The organism is Mesorhizobium sp. M1A.F.Ca.ET.072.01.1.1 (assembly GCF_004023325.1).
Classification (GTDB): domain Bacteria; phylum Pseudomonadota; class Alphaproteobacteria; order Rhizobiales; family Rhizobiaceae; genus Mesorhizobium.
In genome coordinates this window covers 1-20,738 of sequence record NZ_RZSF01000090.1, presented here as the reverse complement: position 1 = coordinate 20,738, position 20,738 = coordinate 1, and the positions used below count along the sequence as shown (strand labels likewise).

The window sequence follows — 20,738 nt, the reverse complement described above, 5'->3', positions numbered from 1 at the left end:
TCTCGGCACCGCTCAATATCCTTCGCCGGCCATCCTTGCCGATGCAGTCAAGGCGTCGGGCACGTCGGTGGTGACCGTCTCGTTGCGGCGTGAGATGGCGGGCGGTAGAGCCGGCGAACAATTCTGGTCGTTGATCCGCTCGCTGGGCGCCAGAATCCTGCCCAATACCGCCGGCTGCCTCTCCGTCAAGGAAGCCGTCACCACCGCGAAAATGGCGCGCGAGGTCTTCGGCACCAACTGGATCAAGCTCGAAGTGATCGGCAATCACGACACGCTACAGCCGGATGTGTTCGGTCTGGTTGAAGCCGCCCGCATCCTGTGCGAGGACGGCTTTGCGGTATTCCCCTATACCACCGACGATCTCGTTGTCGCCGAGCGGCTGCTGGAAACGGGCTGCAAGGTCCTGATGCCGTGGTGCGCACCGATCGGTTCCGCCTTGGGACCGGTCAACATGACGGCGCTGCGCTCGATGCGCGGATATTTCCCTGGCGTCCCGCTGATTGTGGATGCGGGGCTCGGACGGCCGTCGCACGCGGCCACCGTCATGGAACTCGGCTTTGACGCCGTGCTCCTGAACACAGCGGTCGCCAAGGCGGCATATCCGGTCGGCATGGCGCGTGCTTTCGGTAAGGCGGTCGACGCCGGTCGTGAGGCGTTCAGTTCGGGAATGCTCGAACCGCGCGACGTCGCCGTGCCATCGACACCGATGGTCGGCAGGGCCGTTTTTTCATGAAGCTCGATCCCTTTTATCTGATCGTCGACAGCGCTGCCTGGATCGAACGGCTGGTCCCACTCGGAGTCCGGCTTCTGCAACTGCGCATCAAGACCGTGGATGAGGCTGGGTTGCGCGCGGAGATCCGCACCGCGAAGGCCTTGTGTGCTCGATACCAGTGCCAACTCATCGTCAACGACCACTGGCGCCTGGCAATCGAGGAAGGCTGCGACTTCATACATCTCGGCCAGGAGGATTTGCAGACCGCTGACCTCTTGGCGATACGGGCAGCCGGCGTAAGGCTCGGACTGAGCACACATGATCATCAGGAGCTGGAAACGGCGATGGCCGCCGAGCCTGACTACATAGCGCTTGGACCCATCTATCCGACCATCCTGAAGAAGATGAAATGGGCGCCGCAAGGGGTCGAACGGATCAGCGAATGGAAGCGCCAGGTCGCGCCGTTTCAATTGGTCGCCATTGGTGGCCTCAACCCTGAGCGGCTCGACGGTGTCTTTGCGGCTGGCGCGGACAGCGCGGCGGTGGTGACCGACATCACGCTCAACGACGACCCCGAGGCGCGCACGCGAGAATGGATCGAAAAGACGGACCAATGGCGCTGAGGCGAGAACCACATGTGCTTGTCGTCGGTGGATCGGACTCCAGTGGCGGTGCTGGAATTGCACGCGATATCGAGACGATCTCTGCCATTGGCGTGCGCACCTGTCTCGCCGTCACAGCGCTAACGGTGCAAACGCATGACGCCGTGATCGAAATCTATTATTCGCCACCTAGCCTGGTGGCCAATCAGATGTGCGCCGCGCTGCAGGCCAACGACGTGGCCACAATCAAGATCGGCATGCTGGCGACTGCCAAGATCATTGTTGCCGTTGCCGCAGTGCTGCGCAAATTTCCGCATGTCCCCGCAGTACTCGACCCTGTGCTGGCCTCCACCTCAGGCCGCGCACTTCTGCAAGCAGGCGCTATCGCTGCCATGAAGCGCGATCTTATGCCGCTTTGCTGCATTGTCACGCCCAACCTCCCTGAACTGGCGCTCCTTAGTGGCTCCGAACTGGCAGTGGATGAGGACGGAGCGCTCCAACAAGGAAAAAGACTGCTGGCCGCCGGCCCTCAAGCCCTGCTGATCAAGGGTGGGCATGCGTCGGGAACCCGGTCGACCGATATTCTGTTACGCTCCGGGCACGAACCCATCCGCTTCGATGCACCGCGCCTTGCCACATCGATGCGCGGGACAGGTTGCATGCTGGCCAGCGCGATTGCGGCGCATCTGGCGAAGCCGAAGCCGCTCGAAGACAGCGTGCGCGAAGGCAAGCTGTTTGTCTTGGAGAGGCTTCAGAAATGCCGGCTGAATAACCACAGCGTTCTGCGTCCAGCCAAGCAGACCCATTTTCCAGAATTTTTCCCGTAGCGAGACTAGAGAAGGGGCTACTGCTTCTCTATGCCATCCTCACAACGCGTTGAGTTTCTCACTGCCAATTATGCGACTTTCGAGGTGCAAATAGCGAATATCGAGTTCTTAGTGACAGAAACGACCGGAATTGGTTGCGTGGATCACCAGGTCGCTACCGATTGGGTCAGCGACTCAATAGAACGTCACATCTCTGTCCACACTCGAGCTTATTTGCCGCAAACGCGTCGAGCCCCGCGTCAATCGGTCTTATAATAGTATCCGGGGCAGCTCCAAAGCTGTGGCATCGGCTACCCGCCGGCCGTGGCGCTTGCTGTTCGAGCGTCGGACGCCGCCTGCCATTGAACATCTGATGGGCTATTGGGTGGCGGCGACACACTCATCCAGGTGCAACTGGCTTTTTCAACTCGGGAACCAGCAGAAGCCTTCGCTGCGTCGCAACATTTGGATTATGTCGTACAGCCCGATCTTCCAGAGAAAACAAGACCTAACGTTCGAAACCTGTCACGCAACCAACCACCGAATGAAAGATCCAGCGTGCGATCGCAGGGAGGTAAGAATAACCGGTCTGGCTTTCCTATCGCCGGTCCAGGTTAAGACCAACGACGTCGTCACGACATCAACACAGTGCGCGAAGCGCTCGTATTCCTGAATCAGTGGCCAAAAGCGCGTCGGGGACCGGTATTCAGTTGCGCGGTGAGAAGCAGCAACGCAGCGATCGCCGGACAGATGACACCCGAGCAGGCGCGGCAAGCATTGTGGGATTTGCCAGGATTGCCGGCGTGCTGGCCAAATCTGATTTCGTCGTTGGTGGCGACTGATTTAAAGCTGCAGGAAGATCACCGCCGGTAACGCGTTGGCCCGCTGCTCGCCAAGACGGAAAGAACGCCGCCTTGTGAGTTCCAATAATGGGCGATGCGGGAATTGCACATGTCTGTGCCCATCTGTCCGGCCGAAATGCAAATGGCGTCACTGGCGAAGGTCAGCGAACGCGGCACGCAGGGCTGGATTCTTTTGACTTGCGGCAAGCCGACATAGGTGCTGGCTTGATGTCTCGGTCACTGCGACGTGTCATGCCGATTCATTCGTCAGCTACCATGACGATGCGGCGCGTCGCCTGCGATCAGTTGATCGAACCGCGGTGCAATTCGGGACGCTTCGTCGATCCCGACAGTTGCGCAAAGGGAAGCCAAATCAGCGACTAGAGGCAACGTGGCTACGGATTCGAAGGGACCCCGCTGTTGCCGAAGAGGTGACTGGTGGAATGTCAAAGATCACCTCGTGAAAGGCCATTTGGGGCCACCTAATGATAAAGCCGGATGCCGCTATCGGGTCCTGGCACGGGAATGACGGTCCGGCCCTACGGTGGATCGAGTTCGGTTCATGTCGCTTCGCAAGGAGGATGTGTTCCGGCGTCTGCCCGAACCCCTCTTTCTCGCATTCTGCGAGGTTGCGCGATCGGGCCGCTCGGTCTCTGTGCTGATCGCCCCTCCTGTTGCCATCGATCGATTCCGCTTCCGGTGCGCACGCACGTGTCGCGCGTGGCAATCATGCAAGGTCGTGAATCATAGGAGGATGTACATGCTTTTGTCGGATTTCGGCCGCATCGGGTTCGATCCGTTTGTGGAAATGCGGCGCATGCAACAGGAAGTAAACCAGCGTTTGGCCGGGCTGACCGCCAGCGCCGCTCAGGAGTTTCCGCCGATCAATCTTTGGACTGGCGAGGACAGCGTGGCGGTGGCCGCGGAACTGCCGGGGATATCACCTGACGAAATCGGCCTCACGGTGCGCGAGAACATTCTGACATTGAAGGGAACGCGCGAGCCTCGAACGGAGGACGAGAAATCCGTCTGGCACCGCCGTGAGCGCGCCTATGGGACCTTCTCCCGGACAGTGCAATTGCCATTCCGCGTCGACCCGGAACGGGTCGAGGCGCGTTTCGCCAACGGGCTGCTCGAAGTCGAGTTGCACCGGCCGGAGGCGGATCGGCCGAAGAAGATCCAGATCAAGGGATAGAGGGAGGCAAGCATGGCTCAGGAACGCGGATCGGCCGTCGCACCATGCTGCTCAATGCCCGCAAGGTGCTTTACGACCATAGTTCGGCCATCACCATCCTTCTCGCCTTCAATGACATAACGGCCCGTCGTATCATCGAGCGGGAGAAGGAAGAACTGCTCGGTCGCACCGAAGACCTGCTTCGGCAGAAAGACGTCCTGCTGCGCGAGATGGAGCATCGGGTTGCCAACAGCCTGCAGATCATTGCCTCGATCCTGTTGCTGAAGGCACGCTCGGTGACGTCGGAAGAGACGCGCCAGCATCTCAAGGACGCCCATCAGCGCGTTCTGTCCGTGGCCGAGGTGCAACGCCATCTCCACACCTCCGCCGGCGTCGACGAGATCGATGTCGGCTCTTACCTACCGAAATTGTGCAGCAGCCTCGCCTCGTCGATGGTCGGCGAAGCCCAGCCGATCACGGTCACCGTAATGGCCGAAGGCGGCAGGATAGATTCGCAAAGGGCAGTCAGTCTGGGACTAATTGTCACCGAACTCGTGCTCAACGCCATCAAATATGCTTTCCCCAAGAAGAGAACCGGCGCTCGCATCCAGGTGAGCTACGAGACCGCGGGCAGTGACTGGAAACTGACGGTTTCGGACAATGGCGTCGGCAAGATCGCCAACGACGTACCGGCTACCGGACTTGGAACAGCCATCGTCGAAGCACTGGTGAAACAACTGGAGGCCAGGGTGGAGATTATCAGCGATATTGACGGCACCAGCGTGTCGGTCACCCGGGCGACGTTCACCTCGCGCGTGCCGCGAGCGGCGTAAAAACCGTTACTACGATGCTGCCTTCCGGACATCGCCTGATGTCCAGGGGATCTTCTGCCGCCACGGCCTTGTCCCCGGAGCGCAGGACTGCCAGTCGCATCGCATAAGCCGAAACCTCTCAGTCGGTTGAGGGCGCTTCCGATGGCCAAGATCCGCTTTTTTGGCGTTCAGCCGGTGGGACCAAGCTCTGAAGCTGACGCTGCGCAGGTCTTTGCGTGGATGACTCGGTGCGGTCGGTAAACTCGAAGTGGCGGTTGTGTGCGTCAAGTTCTGCAAAATGGGGCGGCCACGATGCTGGTCATGCGGCTTGGCGTAGAGCGAGCTTCTTGTGCTCGCGCAGGTCGTCAATGTTGATGTAGGGCCTCCATCCAGTTTTCGTTGGTTTCGACAGCCGGCGCCCTGACGAGGCGCAGGCAGCTTTCGGCGTTGGGGAAGATGCGCACGACATAGGTGCGCCGGCGGATTTCCTCATTGAGCCGTTCAAGCATGTTGGTGCTCTTGAGATGCTTGTGATGCTGGCGCGGCAGGCAAAAGAAGGTCAGCGTGCGCTCGATGGTCTCCTCCACCGTCGTCCATCTCGGCCTCGAGCACCTCCTGCATCACCGCACGGATCATTTCGTGAAGTCCGTCCGGGTCTGAAAGCAGAATGTCTTTGACGGCAGCGCTGGCGGTCTTACTTTCAATCTTGGTCATGGTGGCGTTCCTTCGCGGGAATCGGCGACATGAACAATCACCAGATCCCATGGCGACGGATGGATAGCGGCGCGTGCTCTGGCAGAGTGACGCTGCTAACAAACACCCCGCGGAGGAACACCATGCATGTAGTGGCCGACCGATCCGAAACTCTGACTGCTATCCGGACTGGTCTGGGCGCAATCTTCGTATCGCTGGAGCTCAGCCGTTCAACCTGGCTGATCTCGTCGTTGTCGCCAGGTGGCGGCGAGAAGTTGTCGAAACACAGTGTCCCCAGTGGTGATTTATCCGCCTTGTTCCGTCGCTTCGATAGCGTGCGAGAGAAGGCAAGAGCACGCATGGGGCCAGACTTCCCCGTCGTCGCTATCCAGGAAGCCGGGCTCGATGGCTCCTGGATCCATCGGGTTCTGAGCAAGGCGGGGATCGAGAGCTACGTCGTTGATCCCGCTTCTATCGCAGTGTCTCGTCGCAGTCGCCGAGCCAAAACCGATAAGATCGATGGTGAAACGCTCGTCTCTCCTTGCCTTCAAGCGAGGCGAACCGCGCATATGTGCAATGGTCAAAGAGCCAACACCGGAGCAGGAGGATCGCCGGCGTATCTGTCGTGAACGCAAGGTACTGACGACCGAACGGGTATATAAAACGCCGCTCACTCAGAATGGTCTCGTCGCCCGAGCCCAGCGGCCGTAGGCGGGATGTTGGTGCAGCCGTGAAGAGCAGCGACCGAATGTGAGGTTGATCTGCTCGGTTACGAGCAGAGTCCTGCAAGTCGGGTTCAACCTGGATCCCATAATCGATATGACAAGCTAATCCCACTTTGACCGGCGCTCAGCACACCTAATTTCGAGCCGCGCCGACCTACACACCCGCTATCGACATGATCCGAGTGGCGGCCTGAACTAGGCCGGCAAACTCATGTTCGTTGGCACTGTTTTTCGCTTGCATCCCGGTTAGGCGGGGACAGACGCCCTACTGCGACGCCTGCCCGGCTTGTCCGTGTCTCGCTCGCCTGACGTTTCGGGTTCGGTCTCAATGATCTCGCCCGCCACCACGGCGCGGGTCCGCTCCAGCATCGCGGGGATGTCCCGCGCGGGCAGCGGGCGGCTGAGCAGGAAGCCCTGCGCCTCGGTGCAGCCTTCTCTTCGGACCCGTTCCAGCTGCTCCACGGTCTCGACGCCCTCGGCGGTGGTCTGCATCCCGAGGCTGTTGCCGAGGCTCGTGACCGCTCGAATGATGGCGACGGAACTGTCGATATCTCCGGCGTCCGTGATGAAGGATTGATCGATCTTGATCTTGTCGAATGGGAACGAGCGCAGATAGCTCAAGCTCGAATATCCGGTTCCGAAGTCGTCCATCGCGATATGAACGCCGAGCATGTGGATATGTTGCAGCATCGAGAGAGTCGCCTGGCTGTTGGCCAGCAGCACTGTCTCGGTGATCTCAAGCTCAAGCCGGCTGGGGGGCAGTCCCGAGATATCCAATGCCTCGACGATGGTGGAGAGCAAGCGCGCGTTGCGAAATTGCGCCGGGCACAGATTGACGGCGACCTTGATGCTACCGGGCCAGCTTGCCGCGTCGAGACAGGCTTGCTTGATAACCCATTCACCGATCGGGACGATGAGGCCGATGTCCTCGGCCAGCGGGATGAATTCTCCCGGGGATACGATGCCGCGCGTCGGGTGATGCCAGCGCAGCAGCGCCTCGAAGCAGCTGACCTCGCCGCGGTCGAGATTGAGGAGCGGTTGGTAGTAGATTTCGAACTGCTGCCGCACCACCGCTTCGCGCAGGTCGAGTTCGAGAAACCGCCGCGCCTGCATGCGCGCATCCATTTCCGGTTCGAAGAACCTGTAGGTTCCGCGGCCTTCCGCCTTCGCCCGGTAGAGCGCCATGTCGCCGGTCTTGAGAAGTTGGTCGGCGTCAATGCCATCGTCCGGCGCGATCGAGATGCCGATGCTGGCGCTGATCATAACCCCGTGGCCATCGACGACATAAGGTGCGCTCAGCCCATCAATGACCCGTTGGGCAAGAGCTGTCGCCTCGACCGGCTGATCAACCGCGGTTTGAATGATCACGAACTCATCGCCGCCGAGCCTTGCCACGGTGTCGCCTTCACGGGCCACCTGTTTCAGTCTGGCGGCGACCTCCTTCAGCAAGGCGTCGCCAACCGGGTGCCCCAGCGTGTCGTTGACCATCTTGAAATGATCGAGATCGAGGCAGTGGAAAGCAATCTTGCTACCATCACGCCGCATCTCGACCAAAGCCTCCTCGGCGCGTTCGCGGAACAATATGCGATTTGGAAGCTCGGTAAGTCCGTCGTGGCGCGCCATGTATGAAATCTTGGCTTCGCTCCGCCGCAAGTCGGTCACGTCATGGTGAGTGGCAAGCCACCCGCCGCCCGGCAGTGGCTGATGGATGAGGTCGATGGTGCGTCCGTCCCTGAGTTCCACCAGGCTCACCGTCCGCTCTGCGCGATCGATGGTCTCCGTCAGCTGCTGCACATACTTTTCCGGGTCATGGCCGGCATAGAGGCCCGCCGCGATCCGGAACCGCATCAAATCGATCCACGGCGTGCCGGGACGAGTCAGGGGCTCCGGCACATGGTAGAGATCGGCGTAGCTTTGGTTGCACAGAACCAGCCGCCTCTCCGCATCGAACATGCAAAGCCCTACGGGCATATTGGCGGCGGCCGCGGCCAATTGCTGCCGCTCCAGCTCGGCTTCTCGGGCCAAGGCATCGCTGCGCTCCAGGCTGGCCCGGTAGCCGGCAAAGGCCGAGAACAGCACTCCAACCTCGTCCTGCCGATCCCTTTTCAGCGCAATGAGACTCGAACGGCGCTCGCCCTGCGCCAAGCAACGCATCGCCTCGGTCACGGCGAGGATCGGCTTGCTGACATTGTGGCGTATCCAGGCGACAAGCCCACCAAGACACCCGGCGGCAAAAAGAACTGCCAGCCAAGTCAATCTTTGCGCAACGGTGTAGGTCCTGTCCGCCATCACCGCCGCGGCCGTGCTGCGCTCGTTGGTGAGGGCCAGCAGGTCGTCCAATCGCTGCGTGGCGGCGGCAACGGTCGGGAGCGATACCGTCTCGAACTCCTTGACAGCCATTGTTCGCCCTCCTGTTTCGAGGAGCGGGAAAATCGATGTCAGGGAATCTTCGTAGGCCGTCCATAGGTTGACGAACTGGTCGAACAGCTGCTGCTCGGCCAGCGATCCGGCACTCCGGCGATAGGCGCGCCGACCTTGCAGTATTTCGTCGCTTTCCCTCGCCATCTCCTTCTCAATGCCGGCTATCTGCGCAGCCTCGGCAGTGCGCACGCGCAACGTCGCATAGAGCTGGTGTTCCGCGAGGTTGCGCTTCATCTCGCCGACGATCTGGACCTGGGGCAACCAAACGCTGGTGATCTCGCTCGTGACCTTGTTGAGTGATCGCAGTTGCGCGACCCCAAATACTCCCACGGCCACGACGCACAGCAGCGCCAGCCCAAAGCCCAACGAGAGCTTGGTCCCGACGCTAATGTCCTTTAGCCCTCTCATCTAGAAAACTGCAAACGCAAGACCAGTCCTCGTCAAATAGCATCGAGCTTTAGCGAATAGTAAAAGTATTCCTAGTGTCGCGTCTAAGGTATTAATGCTGGCTTAAGACTGCGTAATCCCCTAGAGGATCGACCAAACCACGTTGTAAAAGGCCGGCGGATGAAGCTCACCGATTTCCATATGATCCGATGACGGGCCTACAATGAGATCGAGGTGCTCGCACCTAGTCTTGGAAGCCGCTTGCAGCTTCTTTCACCGCACCGTGGGATCGGCCTTCGATCCCCTTCGAATGTAGCGAGGCCAGCCCATATTATGCACGACGATGGGGCTTTGAGGCTGGCAGTCGAATCTATGATCGGCAGTGTTCATCAGCCGAGGAAGGAGCGCCGCGGCGCGCGCCGAGGCGGTGCGCGAACTCGAGCGTGATCGCCGAGATCGAGGCGAAGGAGCCGCTCGAAGCGCTCGACACCTTCATGGCGCAGAACGCATCGATGATCCAGGCCCAGCATGCAGCCTCCAGCTTCGATGTCCATCGGGTCCTTCAGGCCATGGACCACGAGCCGAGACCGCCGCAAGGCGATGCCGGACTGATGCGGCTGCCGGTGGTCGACATGCAAGGCCGGCCGCTGGCCAGCGAAGCCGAGTTGCGCTATTCCATTTTCCACCGCTTGACCTCGGGCGCGGTGAAGGTGGTGGCGGTGCAGCTAAAGGGAACTCCGACTGGAGCCATGCTGACACGCACGTTCACCGTGGAGGGCGTGCCCTACCGCATGGACCTGTTCGGCGGCAGCAAACTGAAGCCGCCGCAAAAGAGCCTGAACCAGCTTGCCTCTCACCTGCCTTTCACGGCCGCAGAGGCCCCAAGCGGCAAGCTTTTGGCGATCCCCTATGCCGAGACGGCTCCGGGTACGGCCTTTGAGCAGCTGTCGCGGGCCTGGGCGCCGTTCAAGGAAGCCTATTACTATACCCAGCGCCGCGGATTTGCCGCGCCGCCGGGCATCCCCGACATTGGCCCCCATGATTATGCGCTGGAAGGGTGCTTCAAGCTGTCCCTTCTGCCCGACCATCCCGCAGGCGCAGTGCATCCCTTCCGGTTCGAGGGGCGAGACGGCGAGATCGCCTTGCGGCCGCATGACGGCTGCGGCTTCATTAGGGCCTCACTGGCCGAGCGCATGCCGTCCATTGCCCGGGCTCGCCACGACGCTCCCGAGCGGATGCCTGCCTATGCCGATAAAAGGCAATCGGCGGTACCGCCCTCGGCGCTGCAACATTATCCGCGTAGCGTCGAGGTAGCACAGGAGACCCGCGAGAAGGCTCAGGCTTGGCTCGAAACCCATCAAAGCCTCACCGCCGAGGAGCTGTTCCGGACGGTCACGGGCGGGCATATCGAGGGTTCGAGCGCTATCGCCGTGCCGTCCAGCGACGAATGCCTGCATGTGCCGACGGGCAAGAGCAAGACCTTGACCCGTGACGCTGGCGTGCTTGTCGGACGCTCCCCCTATGACAAGCCCAACCTGCGCCCGTTCGCCGCCGACCGGGTCAGGTCGGCGCGCGATGGCGACCGGACCGCGGCGTTCCTGGATCGGTGCGTGGCCTTCCAATATAGCTTCAACTTCGCGCACAGGTCGGGGGCTGGGCTTGCCGCCGACGATCCGACCTTCTTTGCCAAAGGCATCTTGATCGTTGTGCCCGACGAAATGTGGCCGGCGGACTTCGCCGAGCGCGGGGTCGTGATGTCTGCCGAGGACGTAAAGTGCCATTCGTACTGGCTGGAGGAAAAGGACCGGGTCAAGGCCGACACCGCGCTCGAGTGCGTCGGCATCCTGCAGGCGACGGAGGTGTTCGCGCCCGGCTCTTTGGTTGCGGTTCCAAGCGTCGAACAAAAAATGCTCGACGGCGATTTTGATGGCGACACCGTCGTCATCATTGGCGACCAGCCTCGCCTTTACGAGCATGTGCGCCAGTTCGACGCGCAGCTGCAGGCGCGCGGCATCGCCTCGATGAAGCCGCCGAAGTCGCACACGCCGGCCATTGAGAAAAGCGGCTACCAGTTCACCCGGTCCAAGCAGATCCTGTCGGCCACCGGGCTGGTGCTGGAGACCTACAGCTGCCTGCAGCGCAACGTGCTGGCGCAGCCGCTGGAGGCGCAACGCTGGTTTGCCGAGCGTGCCATCTTCGGCACCTACGAGGGCATTCATAATGAGCTCAAGGCCGACATCCGCGCACTGTTGCAGGAAGATCGGCCGGATGGCCAGGCCCTCCATGAGCTCATCGCCAGGGCGAGGGAAGACAGCAAGGCCGCCAGGCATCCGGTGGCCTGCGAACTGGCCGCGTTGTTAGTGGCCGAGCTCCAGGACTGGAACCTGCAGCTCAATAGCGAGCCGGCTCATGAGCAGTCGGAAGTCAAGCTGCATGAAAGCGCCATCAATCTGTTGAGCGTCGGCATCAAGGTCGGCACTGACGCCTACAAGTCCGATACCGGTGCGCGGGTGTTCATGCAAAAAACCACCGAATTGCAGCGGCTCTTGGAGCAGAGGCCGGGCTTCAAGTCGGCGCCATATGTCAAGGCGCAGGCGGCAAAGCTCCACCAGGGCCGGTTCGACGTCGATGGCAGCCTGGCGGATCTGAAGGACAACCCCACGCTGGCGGCATCGGTCATGGAGGCCTCGATCAGACTCGCCGTCGAAAAGCGCATTCTGCTCAGCGCCTTAGCAATCTCGGCCGAAGACGACCGCGCCAGCACGATAACGCTGAGCAGCGAACAGGCCCTTGAGCGGGCCAGGCTCGAAGCCGCCCCCGCCGAAGCGCAAGAAAGCGCGATTACCAAAAATTGTGCATGCGGTTGCCGAGCTTTTGCGGCAGGACGGCATCGAGGTGAAGGTGCCGCATCTTGACCAACGGTCGGGCGGGCAGGTCTGGATAGCCGACGAGTTGACCGGCCAGAGCGTGAGCACGGCGCCGGAGGCCCAACTGGTCACCAATGCCGTGCGCCATGTCTTCGAGATCCCGGACGAGGCTTTTACGCGCGCCTTCAGGAAGGCGGCACTGGCCTTCGAGGAGCGGGACTGCAGCGAGGTCGAGACCACCAACTGGGTCATCAGGATGGACAGGCCGCGGTTACGCGGCGTTCACACGGCGTTCAGAACCGCGCAGAACTATCGCTTCGAGGTCGAGTTCCCTACGCCGGCCAGTTATCGGGCCGAGCTCGCGCACCGCGCGCAGAGCTCACAGCTAGTCCCCATTCCCCGTGGTGCCTGGGAGATATTACACTGGGACTCGTCAGGAGAAAGCAGGTCGAGGGCGGCAGGGACCTCCAGGTCGCCCATCGTCGCAAGACAACAGATTGCGGTCGCTCGCTCGCCGCAAGCCGGCGAGATCCTCGCGGCCCTCGGTACGCGGCCGGTCGTGCTCGTCGGCATGCCGGCGAGCGGCAAGTCGACCATCGGCGCCCAGCTTGCCAAGGAGTTGGGGGTGGAGTTTGTCGACATCGATAAGCATATCGTCGCCGATCACGGCAATCTGATGGAGATGTTCGCCGACCCTGGCCGTGGCGAGGCGCACTTCAGGGACCTGGAGACCAAAGAGCTCGCCAAGCAGCTGGAGAGAGGCCCCATCGTCATCGCAACCGGCGGCGGCTGCTTTGGCAAGGAGTCCAATCAAGCCCTGATTCTTAATAAGGCGAGGTCGATCTGGCTCGACACCCGAGCTGAAAGAGCTCCGCAGGCGCCTCGAGAGGGACACCAGCCGGCCGCTGCTGCAAGGCGCCGACATCGAGCAGAAGGTTGACCAGCTGTACGAAGAGCGCAGTCCGTTCTACCAAAAGGCCGATATCAGGTTGCCCCTCGTCCCGCCCTTTCAAAAAGACAAGAAGGACGCCCGCATTTGCGTGAAGGAACTCTACGCTTTCCTGTGCAGCGACAGAGAAGCCGCTCTGCCCGCTGCCGAGATATCACATGTCTCCGGTGCTTCCGGCACCGCCATCAGCATGTCCCCAACAGCTCAGCGCATGCACGATGATCATCACAACGGCTACGATTGCGGGGGCGGCGTCGTGGAAACCATCCAGGCGCCGGCGGCACTATTGAGTGAAAGGGAACGGCCGCCGCTCCTCGACACCCTCACCGCCGACCCGCAGCCTTTGCTGGCCGGCAATAACGCACGAGCGAATTTAGCGTCTTCCACGAGAAGCAGGGAACGCTCAAGTCGAGGACGATAGCTTAGGCGTCGCAGGTTTGGTGCAGGGTGCGGGTTCGCACCGAATGCTAATAAAAGTGGGAAACGCATGCATAAGTCGTGAGAAGCCTGATGGCCGAGTTGATCCGGCCTGGATGACACAAACGTACAAAGACGAACCGCCGGTGCCGGGTCGCGCGCCAAATCCTGGTGATCGACCGGAAAGGATCAGCTCCGAGTCTAAACGGCATCGTCAACTTAATGAAGCGCGGATACTATGACAGAGTGACCCAATCCACCGCCGCGCCATTGCGTCGGTTTCGACAGATAAGATGGATTGGGCAGGCGAGCTCAAAAGAGCGATTGTAAATCGCAGTTGTAGCAGTGTAACAAACTGCGTAACAAAAAGCGCGAAAAGATTAGCATTTTCAGCAGGATAGGCGTGAAACCGAATCCCTCCCTCTCCGCCATCCTGCTTCGAGCTGCGCGCTTTCGCGGGACAAGCCTCAAATCCCTTAAAGAGCGAGCGAGATAGCCTCCGAAGCCTTGCCGAAAGAGCGCGACAGTCGCCCTCAGCAATATCCGAAAAAGGTCATCAGCTCCTGGGCCTCACCTGCCTCGAAACGCGAGGCGAATTCCGCAGGCAGCTTCGATCGCCAGCCGCCCCTGTAGTCGGTGATCGGTTGGTTGACCTGCGCCGAACGGCGAGCCGAATGCGCCGTGCGAACTCTTCTTGCCCTTCCCCAGACGACCGGATGCCGGTGATAGTCCAGGATGGCAGTATCGAAGGCCACACCCATGAAGCGGCATAGCCGTTCGATGGAGAGCGCAGGCGACTCGACAAAGTCCTCGTAGCGCCACAACATGGCCCCGCCCCTCTCGATGCAGAGCATCGAGGCCCTGCTGTCGGCGACCCACCTTTGGAAAGCTCTGTCGAAATCGCCCTCGTAGCGCTGCCCGAGCGATGCCACGACATCACGGCCATCGCGCGTCACCACGATGAAACGGGCATCCGGGATCGTCTCGCGTATCTGACGGGTGTAATGAATATGCCCGGGGGTTTTTTCGACCCAGACGCTCCGGCGCGAAATGGCCGCCTCAAGCAAAAGCAAGCTTAGCTTGGTCCATCTGGCGCCTTTGTCCGAGACAAAAGCGCTTGTCTCCCGCGGGACACTGAAGACATCCGGATGCGCAGCCAATATCCGGGCGAGCAAGGTCGACCCGGTATGACCGCAACCACAGATGAATATTGAGGCCCTCGGCTTTGGAATAAGCCGTACCACACCCTTGTTCACAATTCTTGTTCCCCCGGAAAGACTTTATTCGAACTGTTTGCCTCGAAGATTGCAACAGGAATGTTTCCACAGGAACGGCGTGGAACCACGCTCGGCGCCGTTCACATTTCAGCGTGCGGCGTATCGGGTGTATCGATGAAGCGCACGCGCTTGCCGCCGCGGCCTGCCGGGACGTGCTCGGCCAAGGCCTCGACGGCAGGCAGCGCGCGATGCTTCAGCTGGCGCTGAGCTTCTTCAGCTGGCGCACGCTGGTGCGCGAGGCCGGCTTGCAGCCCTTGGACGCTGTGAGAACCATGATCGGGGCCATCCAGGGCGCAACTTGAGAGCGGGCGTTGCGCGTCGGCTGCGGGCAATCATCGTTTGAATGCGTGATCCGGTTTGTAGGTTGGGCCGGACGAGCGTGATGCGCCGGCCGATTTTGCCTCAACCTGATCCGCCGGATTGATGCTCCGCAATCGCGCTCAAGAAGACCTCGCCGAATTCCTTGAGCTTGGCTTCGCCGACGCCGTTCACCGCGGCGAAGGCAGCGAGGTCGCGCGGGCAGCGCTCGGCCATGTCGATCAGCGTGCGGTCGGAGAAAACGACATAGGCCGGGAACTGGCGTTCCTTCGCCAGGCGCAGCCGCAGCGCCTTGAGCGTGGCGAGCAGCGCGGCGTCCAGGTCTTCGGCGTCCGCCGCGGCCTGGGCCGAACGCGCCTTGTCGCGTAGGGAACGGTGCCGCGTCTCGACGCGATACTCGAAGGCGATCTCGCCGCGGCCGAGCGCGCGGCCGCGCTCGGAAATGGCAAGGCCGCCATAGCCGTCCGGGTCCGGCACCAGGTCCCCGCCCGCCACAAGCTGGCGGATCAGCGACAGCCACGCGGGTCGCTTGTGCGCCGCGCCGGTGCCGAAGCTGGCAAGCCTTTGCTGACCTCGGGCCAGCACTTTCTCGGTCTCGTGGCCGAGCAGGATGTCGACGATATGGGAGGCCCCGAACCGCTCGCCGGTTTGCGCGACGGCCGAAAGAATGATGCGCGCCTCGGTGCCGCCGTCCGCGCGCGGCGCCTGGTTGAGGCAGTTGTCGCAATTGCCGCAAGGCGAGGCGCCTTCGCCGAAATAGCCAAGCAGGACCTGGCGCCGGCATTGCGCCGTCTCGCAATAGCCGATCAGCGTGTCCAGTCGGCCATGTGAGCGCCGCTTGTGCTCCGGCGAGGCATCCTCGTCGTCGATGAACAGGCGGCGCGTGCGAATGTCGCCGAGGCCGTAGAGCATATGCGCCTCGGCCGGCCGCCCGTCGCGGCCGGCACGGCCGATCTCCTGGTAATAGGCCTCGAGGCTAGCCGGCAGGTCGGTGTGGAAGACATAGGCGACGTCCGGCTTGTCGATGCCCATGCCGAAGGCGATGGTCGCCACCATGACCACGCCGGACAGCGTCATGAAAGCGTTTTGGTTCGCGTCCCGCGCCTCCTTGCTCATGCCGGCATGGTAAGCGAGCGCGGTGACGCCGTTCTTTTCGAGGAAGGCCGCCATCTCCTCTGTCTTCCTGCGCGACAGGCAATAGACGATGCCGCTCTGCCCCGCATGGCGTTCGACGAAACGCAACAGCTGGCGTTTGCTGTCCTGCTTCGGCTCGATGGCAAGCTTGATGTTCGGCCGGTCGAAGCCCAGCACCAGCGTGTCGACACGGTCGGCAAACAGCCGCGCCGAAATGTCGGTGCGCGTCGTTTCGTCCGCGGTCGCGGTCAGCGCGATGATCGGCACTTTCGGAAAGAGGTCGCGCAGCCGAGCAAGGTCCTCATATTCGCGCCGAAAGGCTGGTCCCCATTGCGAGATGCAATGCGCCTCGTCGACGGCGATCAGCCGGATGTCGAGCCTGGCCAGCGCGTCGAGCATCCGCTCGGTCATCAGCCGCTCCGGCGCCAGATAGAGCAGATGCGTCTGGCCCGAGGCGACGCGGCGCCACGCCGCGACATTGGCATCGCGATCCAGCGAGGAGTTGATCGTATCGGCGGCGACGCCGGCGAGCCGCAGCGCTGCGACCTGGTCCTGCATCAGCGCCACCAGCGGCGAGACGACGATGGCGAGCCCGCCAAGGACCAGCGCCGGAACCTGGTAGCAGAGCGACTTGCCGGCGCCGGTCGGCATGACCGCCAGCACGTGGCGGCCGCACAGCAGCGCCTCTATCACGTCGGCCTGACCGGGTCGAAAATCGTCGAAGCCGAACACGTCCTTCAGCACGCGCCGCTTCGGATCGCGCCCCTCCGCCGCAATGCCCGCCACCGATTCCCGCTCCGCCATCGCGTTTTGCATTGAGAGTGATTCCCGGTTTCGGCTGAGGTCACGTTCTTAAGGCGCGGATCGCGGGAACGCCATCGCCACCCGTGCTGTCCGCCGTTTTTGCCTGCCGGCGCCGCCGTCTCTGCCGGAGGTGTCGGCTCCTTCCTGCGCCGCAACCCGGCGATACTGAGATGGCAGGGCAAGGCGGTCGGCAGTGTCCACTGAGCCGAGGTTAGCAAAGGCAGGGCGCGTTAGACTTCAAGCCGGCTCCATAGATCCGCAATCGATTTTCGCAGCCCGGCAGCCCGGAGTTCCCCCGGTCGGATTTCGGCCAGCGCGATGCCGCTCTCGCCCGCAATGGCATAGAGCAGCCAGGTCCGGCCATCCTCCTCGAAAATGGCCGGATCGCGCAGCCCGTTCTCCTTGCTTCTTGCCACGCCCGCCTTGCTGCGGCGAACCGGTAGGCCGGCGCCCTCGTAGTCGGTGCCGGGTCTCAGGAATTCGGTCCTGCCGCGCACGACCCAGCGCAGCCACTCCTTGGAAAGGTCGATGCTGCCGTAAATCACGCGCTCCGGCGCGTCGCCCTTGCGCGTATAATAGACAATCAGCAAATCCCCGTTCTTCTGCACTGCCACATGCCGTGGCCGGACCCGGCCCGAGCCCGGCAGCACGACCGGCCCTTCCTCGAAACCGGAAAGACCATCGATCGAACGGCGAAGCCTGATGCTGCCGGTGCCGAAAAGCCCATACCACCAGCCGTCGTGCCGAAATATCCGCGCATAGAACGGCCCTAGCGCCTGGGGACTGGGGTTGAAGTAAAGGCCGTCGACCGATGTCGCCGCAAAGGTCGTCTGCTCGCGGCCATGTCGCTCAGGGCCGTGAAAATACATGACGATGCGTCGGGTCTGCTCGTCGACATGCACGTCGGGAGAGGCGATGTGATCCCTCAGAAAAGGACACTCGCCAAGCGAAAGCACGCCGCCCGGGTGAACCCGCCAAGGGCCTTGCAGCGTATCTGAATAGGCTAGACGGATGTAGGTGCCGTTGTGATGCGCGAAATAGAGGTGATACGTTCCGAGCCGGCCGGTCGCCCAGGCCGGCATCCTCACCAGCGATGGGCCGTTTATGCTGGCTCCCTCATCGCCCGGCAGCATATCGGGCGTAATCAAAGGTCCGCGCCGTTCGGCTGAAAGACCGAGCATCGACGTCATGCGTTTGCCCACTCCGGCATGTCATAGCCGAACTCGTCACAGAACCCTCTCAGCCGGGCGAGGAAGGCGGGGGGCAGGGCTTTGAGATAGGCAAGGTATTCCTCGTTCCGTTCCCACTTCTTGAGCGATGTTGCCCGTATCGGGTTACCGGCATCCTCGCTGAAGCGGATACGCGGCCTGAGGTCGAATGCTCGCGCGATCCTCTCCTGGACCTCGTCCGGCCGAGCGATCATGTCCTCGTAACGGACATAGACGATCGCGCGCTCCGGCTGCGCCTTTCTCAGCCGCAGCAAGGCCTCGTACTCGGCCAGCCAGCGTTCGGAGGTGACATGGTATCGGCGCTCCGCCCTGCTTTCCGGATGCGAGCTGGTGAGCACGTCGAAAGGATGGCGAACGCAATAGATCAGGCCAATGGCGGCGGGCAATTTCGCCAGATGCATATGACCCCGATCCGTGCGCTTGACGACAAGGTTGGTTTCGGAGCGGTCCAACATATCCAGCTGGGTGTATTTCGCTTCGGCTCGATGGACGAAGGTGTCCTCGAAACACCCCATCAGGCGCTGGGTCAGCGTCGTTCCGCTGCGCGCGCAGCCGGCAATGAATATCTTCTTGTAAGGCGCCGAGCGTCCAGCAAACCAAAGCCGCCACAGCCGCTTCACATCCAGCGCCAAGCGCCGAACCTCTCTGATCGGCCGCCTGATGGCCTTGCGCAAAAAGGCTTCTGATTTTCGTGCGACGTCCATTTCCGACTTCCGCTCCCGCCGGCTTAGTTCATCCGTTGCCAAAGCTGCGGCGCGCCGTCTCTTTGGCCGATATGCCGGCAGAGTGCCAGTCCTCTTCGTTAAACCTATCTTCACCATGTTGCGGCACCGTTGTCGTCCTGCGGCAATGTTTGAGTACCGCGGCGGCGCCACGAGCGCCCAGGCAATAAACTCGCGCCTCACGGCGCCGGCTTCGCGCCGGGTTTTTCTTTGGCAACAGGAATATCGCTATAGGAAGTCGGCCCGATAAGGCGCAAAACTGTCGACCAGCCGCCCCGCTTCCAGCGCCCTGACGCCGTGCACCAGGTTGGACGGCACGATGAAGCTGCTTCCCGCTGCCAGGATCTCTGACTTGTCGTCGATGGTGACTTCGAAGCGGCCTTCGGCGACATAGCTTGCCTGGACGTGCGGATGCGAATGCAGCGCGCCGAGGCCGCCCTTGTTGAAGGCGAATTCGACCATCATCAGTTCGGCCGTGTGCACCAGCACGCGCCGTCTGTTGCCGTCGGGCGTCGGCTCCCAGGCTTTTTCGCCGGCATGTGAAAAGAGAGGCGTCATCGCTTAGCTTCCGTTCGAAATTGGCAGAATGGTCACCGCGCCAGCCAGCCGCCGTCCACCGGCATCACCGCGCCATGCATGTAGTCCGACGCGGGCGCGAGCAGGAAAACGGCCGCGTCGCCGATGTCGCCCGGCCGGCCCCAGCGCCCCGCGGGAATGCGTCCGAGGATGGCGGCGCTGCGGTCGGGGTCGGCGCGCAAGGCTTCGGTGTTGTTGGTTTCGATATAGCCCGGCGCGATGCCGTTGACGTTTATGCCTTTCGCCGCCCATTCGCAGGCGAGCAGCCTCGTGAGGCCAAGCACACCATGTTTCGAAGCGGTGTAGGAGGCGACGCGGATGCCGCCCTGGAAGCTCAGCACCGAGCCTATGTTGACGATCTTGCCGCGCCGCCCGGGCTCGGCCAGCACGCGTCTGGCAAAACTCTGGCAAAGCCGGAAGACCGTCTTCAAATTGATGTCCATCACCTCGTCCCAGTCGGCTTCGGTCAGATCGACCGCGTCGGCGCGTCGTATGATGCCGGCATTGTTGACCAAGCCGTCGAGCGGTCCCTTCTCGTCCCATATCCGGTCGAGCATGACGGCAGCCGCGGCAGGATCGCCGAGATCGGCGGCCACGGTTTCGAACTGGCCACCAATGGCCGCGATCTTCTCCACGGTTTCATCCATCGCCGAGCGGCCGACGCCGATGACGGCGCCGCCGGCGCGCGCGACCGACACTGCAATGCCTTGGCCGATGCCGGTGTTGGCGCCGGTGACGAGGATGCGTTTTCCCGCAAGGCTGAAGGCGAAAAGATCGCTCACTTGAGCTGGTCCATCGTCAGCTGGTCGACGTCGGTATAATCGACATTGTCGCCAGCCATGGCCCAGATGAAAGCGCCGGTGTGTGCCTGGTCCATCTCTACCTTGCTCGAATGATTATCCGGTCGACGCAGCCGCCACGGACTTTGCGTAATAGGCCTGCCGCGCCTGCAGGCGCTCGCGGTAGCGCTGCTGGCTCGAGGTGAGATGTGCCCGCATCGCCTCGCGCGCGGCTTCGGCGTCGCCCGCCGAAATCGCGTTGAGGATCACCAGATGCTCCCGTTGCAGGCCACGCTGGTACTCGTCGGACTGGACGAGCTCGGCCGACCAGGGCGAGGTTACGTCGCAGGGAATGGCGCGGCGGCCGAGCACGTCGAGCATCTCGACATAGAACGCTTCCACTCAGGCGACGTTTGGTCCGTGACCGCGACGCCATCAGGGGAAAGCCAGTGACCATGAAACTTGTTTCGCCCGGCGAAGCCGCGGCCAATA

General features: G+C 62.0%; 18 protein-coding genes and 4 pseudogenes. 10 read left to right on the top strand and 12 right to left on the bottom strand.

Going from position 1 to position 20,738, the window contains the following annotated elements; translation table 11 throughout:
* The 6 genes and pseudogenes from EOA32_RS15070 to EOA32_RS15040 form a co-directional block, all read left to right on the top strand.
* Positions 1-733: thiazole synthase (locus EOA32_RS15070; protein ID WP_145971299.1), on the top strand; the 733-nt coding region annotated here is incomplete at its 5' end.
* Entirely contained in the window at positions 730-1,335 is a 606-nt protein-coding gene (locus tag EOA32_RS15065; RefSeq protein ID WP_126057618.1) for a thiamine phosphate synthase, read from the top strand. The genes EOA32_RS15070 and EOA32_RS15065, both read left to right, overlap by 4 nt.
* Positions 1,326-2,141: a hydroxymethylpyrimidine/phosphomethylpyrimidine kinase gene (locus tag EOA32_RS15060; protein ID WP_126057617.1), complete on the top strand. Its 816-nt coding sequence runs from the start codon at positions 1,326-1,328 to the stop codon at positions 2,139-2,141. Before EOA32_RS15065 ends, EOA32_RS15060 begins: the two co-directional genes overlap by 10 nt.
* A gap of 627 nt (positions 2,142-2,768) precedes the next feature.
* A complete protein-coding gene (locus EOA32_RS15050) occupies positions 2,769-2,993 on the top strand; it encodes a DUF982 domain-containing protein (protein WP_245454712.1) in 225 nt (74 codons plus the stop codon).
* 531 nt (positions 2,994-3,524) lie between these two features.
* Positions 3,525-4,157 carry an Hsp20/alpha crystallin family protein gene (locus EOA32_RS15045; protein WP_126057616.1) on the top strand — a complete coding sequence of 211 codons (633 nt, stop codon included), beginning with the start codon at positions 3,525-3,527 and terminating at the stop codon, positions 4,155-4,157.
* A 29-nt stretch (positions 4,158-4,186) separates the two neighbouring features.
* A pseudogene (locus EOA32_RS15040) lies at positions 4,187-4,969 on the top strand (sensor histidine kinase); the annotation flags it as partial.
* Between the two features lie 298 nt (positions 4,970-5,267).
* Here EOA32_RS15040 and EOA32_RS15035 read toward each other — a convergent pair.
* Both EOA32_RS15035 and EOA32_RS15030 read right to left on the bottom strand, forming a co-directional pair.
* Positions 5,268-5,550 (bottom strand): annotated as a pseudogene (locus tag EOA32_RS15035) (transposase); the annotation flags it as partial.
* Positions 5,450-5,662: a hypothetical protein gene (locus tag EOA32_RS15030; RefSeq protein WP_126057615.1), complete on the bottom strand. Its 213-nt coding sequence runs from the start codon at positions 5,660-5,662 to the stop codon at positions 5,450-5,452. The gene EOA32_RS15030 and the pseudogene EOA32_RS15035, both read right to left, overlap by 101 nt.
* 122 nt (positions 5,663-5,784) lie before the next feature.
* On the opposite strand from EOA32_RS15030, the pseudogene EOA32_RS38630 reads away from it, so the two are divergent.
* A pseudogene (locus tag EOA32_RS38630) lies at positions 5,785-6,298 on the top strand (transposase); the annotation flags it as partial.
* Positions 6,299-6,612: 314 nt separating this feature from the next.
* On the opposite strand, the gene EOA32_RS15020 reads toward EOA32_RS38630, so the two are convergent.
* A complete protein-coding gene (locus EOA32_RS15020; RefSeq protein ID WP_126057614.1) occupies positions 6,613-9,195 on the bottom strand; it encodes an EAL domain-containing protein in 2,583 nt (860 codons plus the stop codon).
* A gap of 368 nt (positions 9,196-9,563) precedes the next feature.
* Entirely contained in the window at positions 9,564-9,728 is a 165-nt protein-coding gene (locus EOA32_RS39865) for a hypothetical protein (RefSeq protein WP_245454711.1), read from the bottom strand.
* A gap of 57 nt (positions 9,729-9,785) precedes the next feature.
* Here EOA32_RS39865 and EOA32_RS39860 point away from each other — a divergent pair, with 57 nt between their 5' ends.
* The 3 genes from EOA32_RS39860 to EOA32_RS39850 are packed head-to-tail and all read left to right on the top strand — an operon-like array spanning position 9,786 to position 13,411.
* Positions 9,786-12,089, top strand: coding sequence for a hypothetical protein (locus tag EOA32_RS39860; RefSeq protein WP_245454710.1), 2,304 nt, complete (start codon positions 9,786-9,788; stop codon positions 12,087-12,089).
* The gene (locus tag EOA32_RS39855) at positions 12,076-12,981 is read left to right on the top strand and encodes a shikimate kinase (protein ID WP_245468412.1); all 906 of its coding nucleotides are present in this window, start codon (positions 12,076-12,078) and stop codon (positions 12,979-12,981) included. The genes EOA32_RS39860 and EOA32_RS39855 overlap by 14 nt, the downstream gene beginning before the upstream one ends.
* Positions 12,869-13,411 (top strand): shikimate kinase, encoded by a 543-nt coding sequence (locus tag EOA32_RS39850; protein ID WP_306462658.1) that lies wholly within the window; start codon positions 12,869-12,871, stop codon positions 13,409-13,411. The genes EOA32_RS39855 and EOA32_RS39850 overlap by 113 nt, the downstream gene beginning before the upstream one ends.
* Before the next feature lie 529 nt (positions 13,412-13,940).
* Here the strand turns inward: EOA32_RS39850 and EOA32_RS15010 are convergent.
* From EOA32_RS15010 to EOA32_RS14970, 8 genes and pseudogenes are all read right to left on the bottom strand, one after another.
* Entirely contained in the window at positions 13,941-14,480 is a 540-nt protein-coding gene (locus EOA32_RS15010) for a sulfotransferase (RefSeq protein WP_348632204.1), read from the bottom strand.
* A 284-nt stretch (positions 14,481-14,764) separates the two neighbouring features.
* Complete coding sequence (locus EOA32_RS38625; protein WP_141245468.1) at positions 14,765-15,016, bottom strand: hypothetical protein; 252 nt, start codon at positions 15,014-15,016, stop codon at positions 14,765-14,767.
* 70 nt (positions 15,017-15,086) lie between these two features.
* Positions 15,087-16,952, bottom strand: a complete 1,866-nt coding sequence (gene recQ, locus EOA32_RS15000; protein ID WP_245499277.1) for a DNA helicase RecQ — start codon at positions 16,950-16,952, stop codon at positions 15,087-15,089.
* Between the two features lie 218 nt (positions 16,953-17,170).
* The gene (locus EOA32_RS14990; RefSeq protein WP_067001554.1) at positions 17,171-18,130 is read right to left on the bottom strand and encodes a hypothetical protein; all 960 of its coding nucleotides are present in this window, start codon (positions 18,128-18,130) and stop codon (positions 17,171-17,173) included.
* Complete coding sequence (locus EOA32_RS14985) at positions 18,127-18,873, bottom strand: sulfotransferase (protein ID WP_067001551.1); 747 nt, start codon at positions 18,871-18,873, stop codon at positions 18,127-18,129. Before EOA32_RS14985 ends, EOA32_RS14990 begins: the two co-directional genes overlap by 4 nt.
* Before the next feature lie 246 nt (positions 18,874-19,119).
* On the bottom strand, positions 19,120-19,449 hold the full coding sequence (locus tag EOA32_RS14980) for a cupin domain-containing protein (protein ID WP_067001548.1): 330 nt from the start codon (positions 19,447-19,449) through the stop codon (positions 19,120-19,122).
* A gap of 32 nt (positions 19,450-19,481) precedes the next feature.
* Positions 19,482-20,249 (bottom strand): 2-dehydro-3-deoxy-D-gluconate 5-dehydrogenase KduD, encoded by a 768-nt coding sequence (gene kduD, locus EOA32_RS14975; RefSeq protein WP_067001545.1) that lies wholly within the window; start codon positions 20,247-20,249, stop codon positions 19,482-19,484.
* A gap of 114 nt (positions 20,250-20,363) precedes the next feature.
* Positions 20,364-20,639: pseudogene (locus tag EOA32_RS14970) on the bottom strand (FCD domain-containing protein); the annotation flags it as partial.
* Positions 20,640-20,738: the final 99 nt, after the last annotated feature.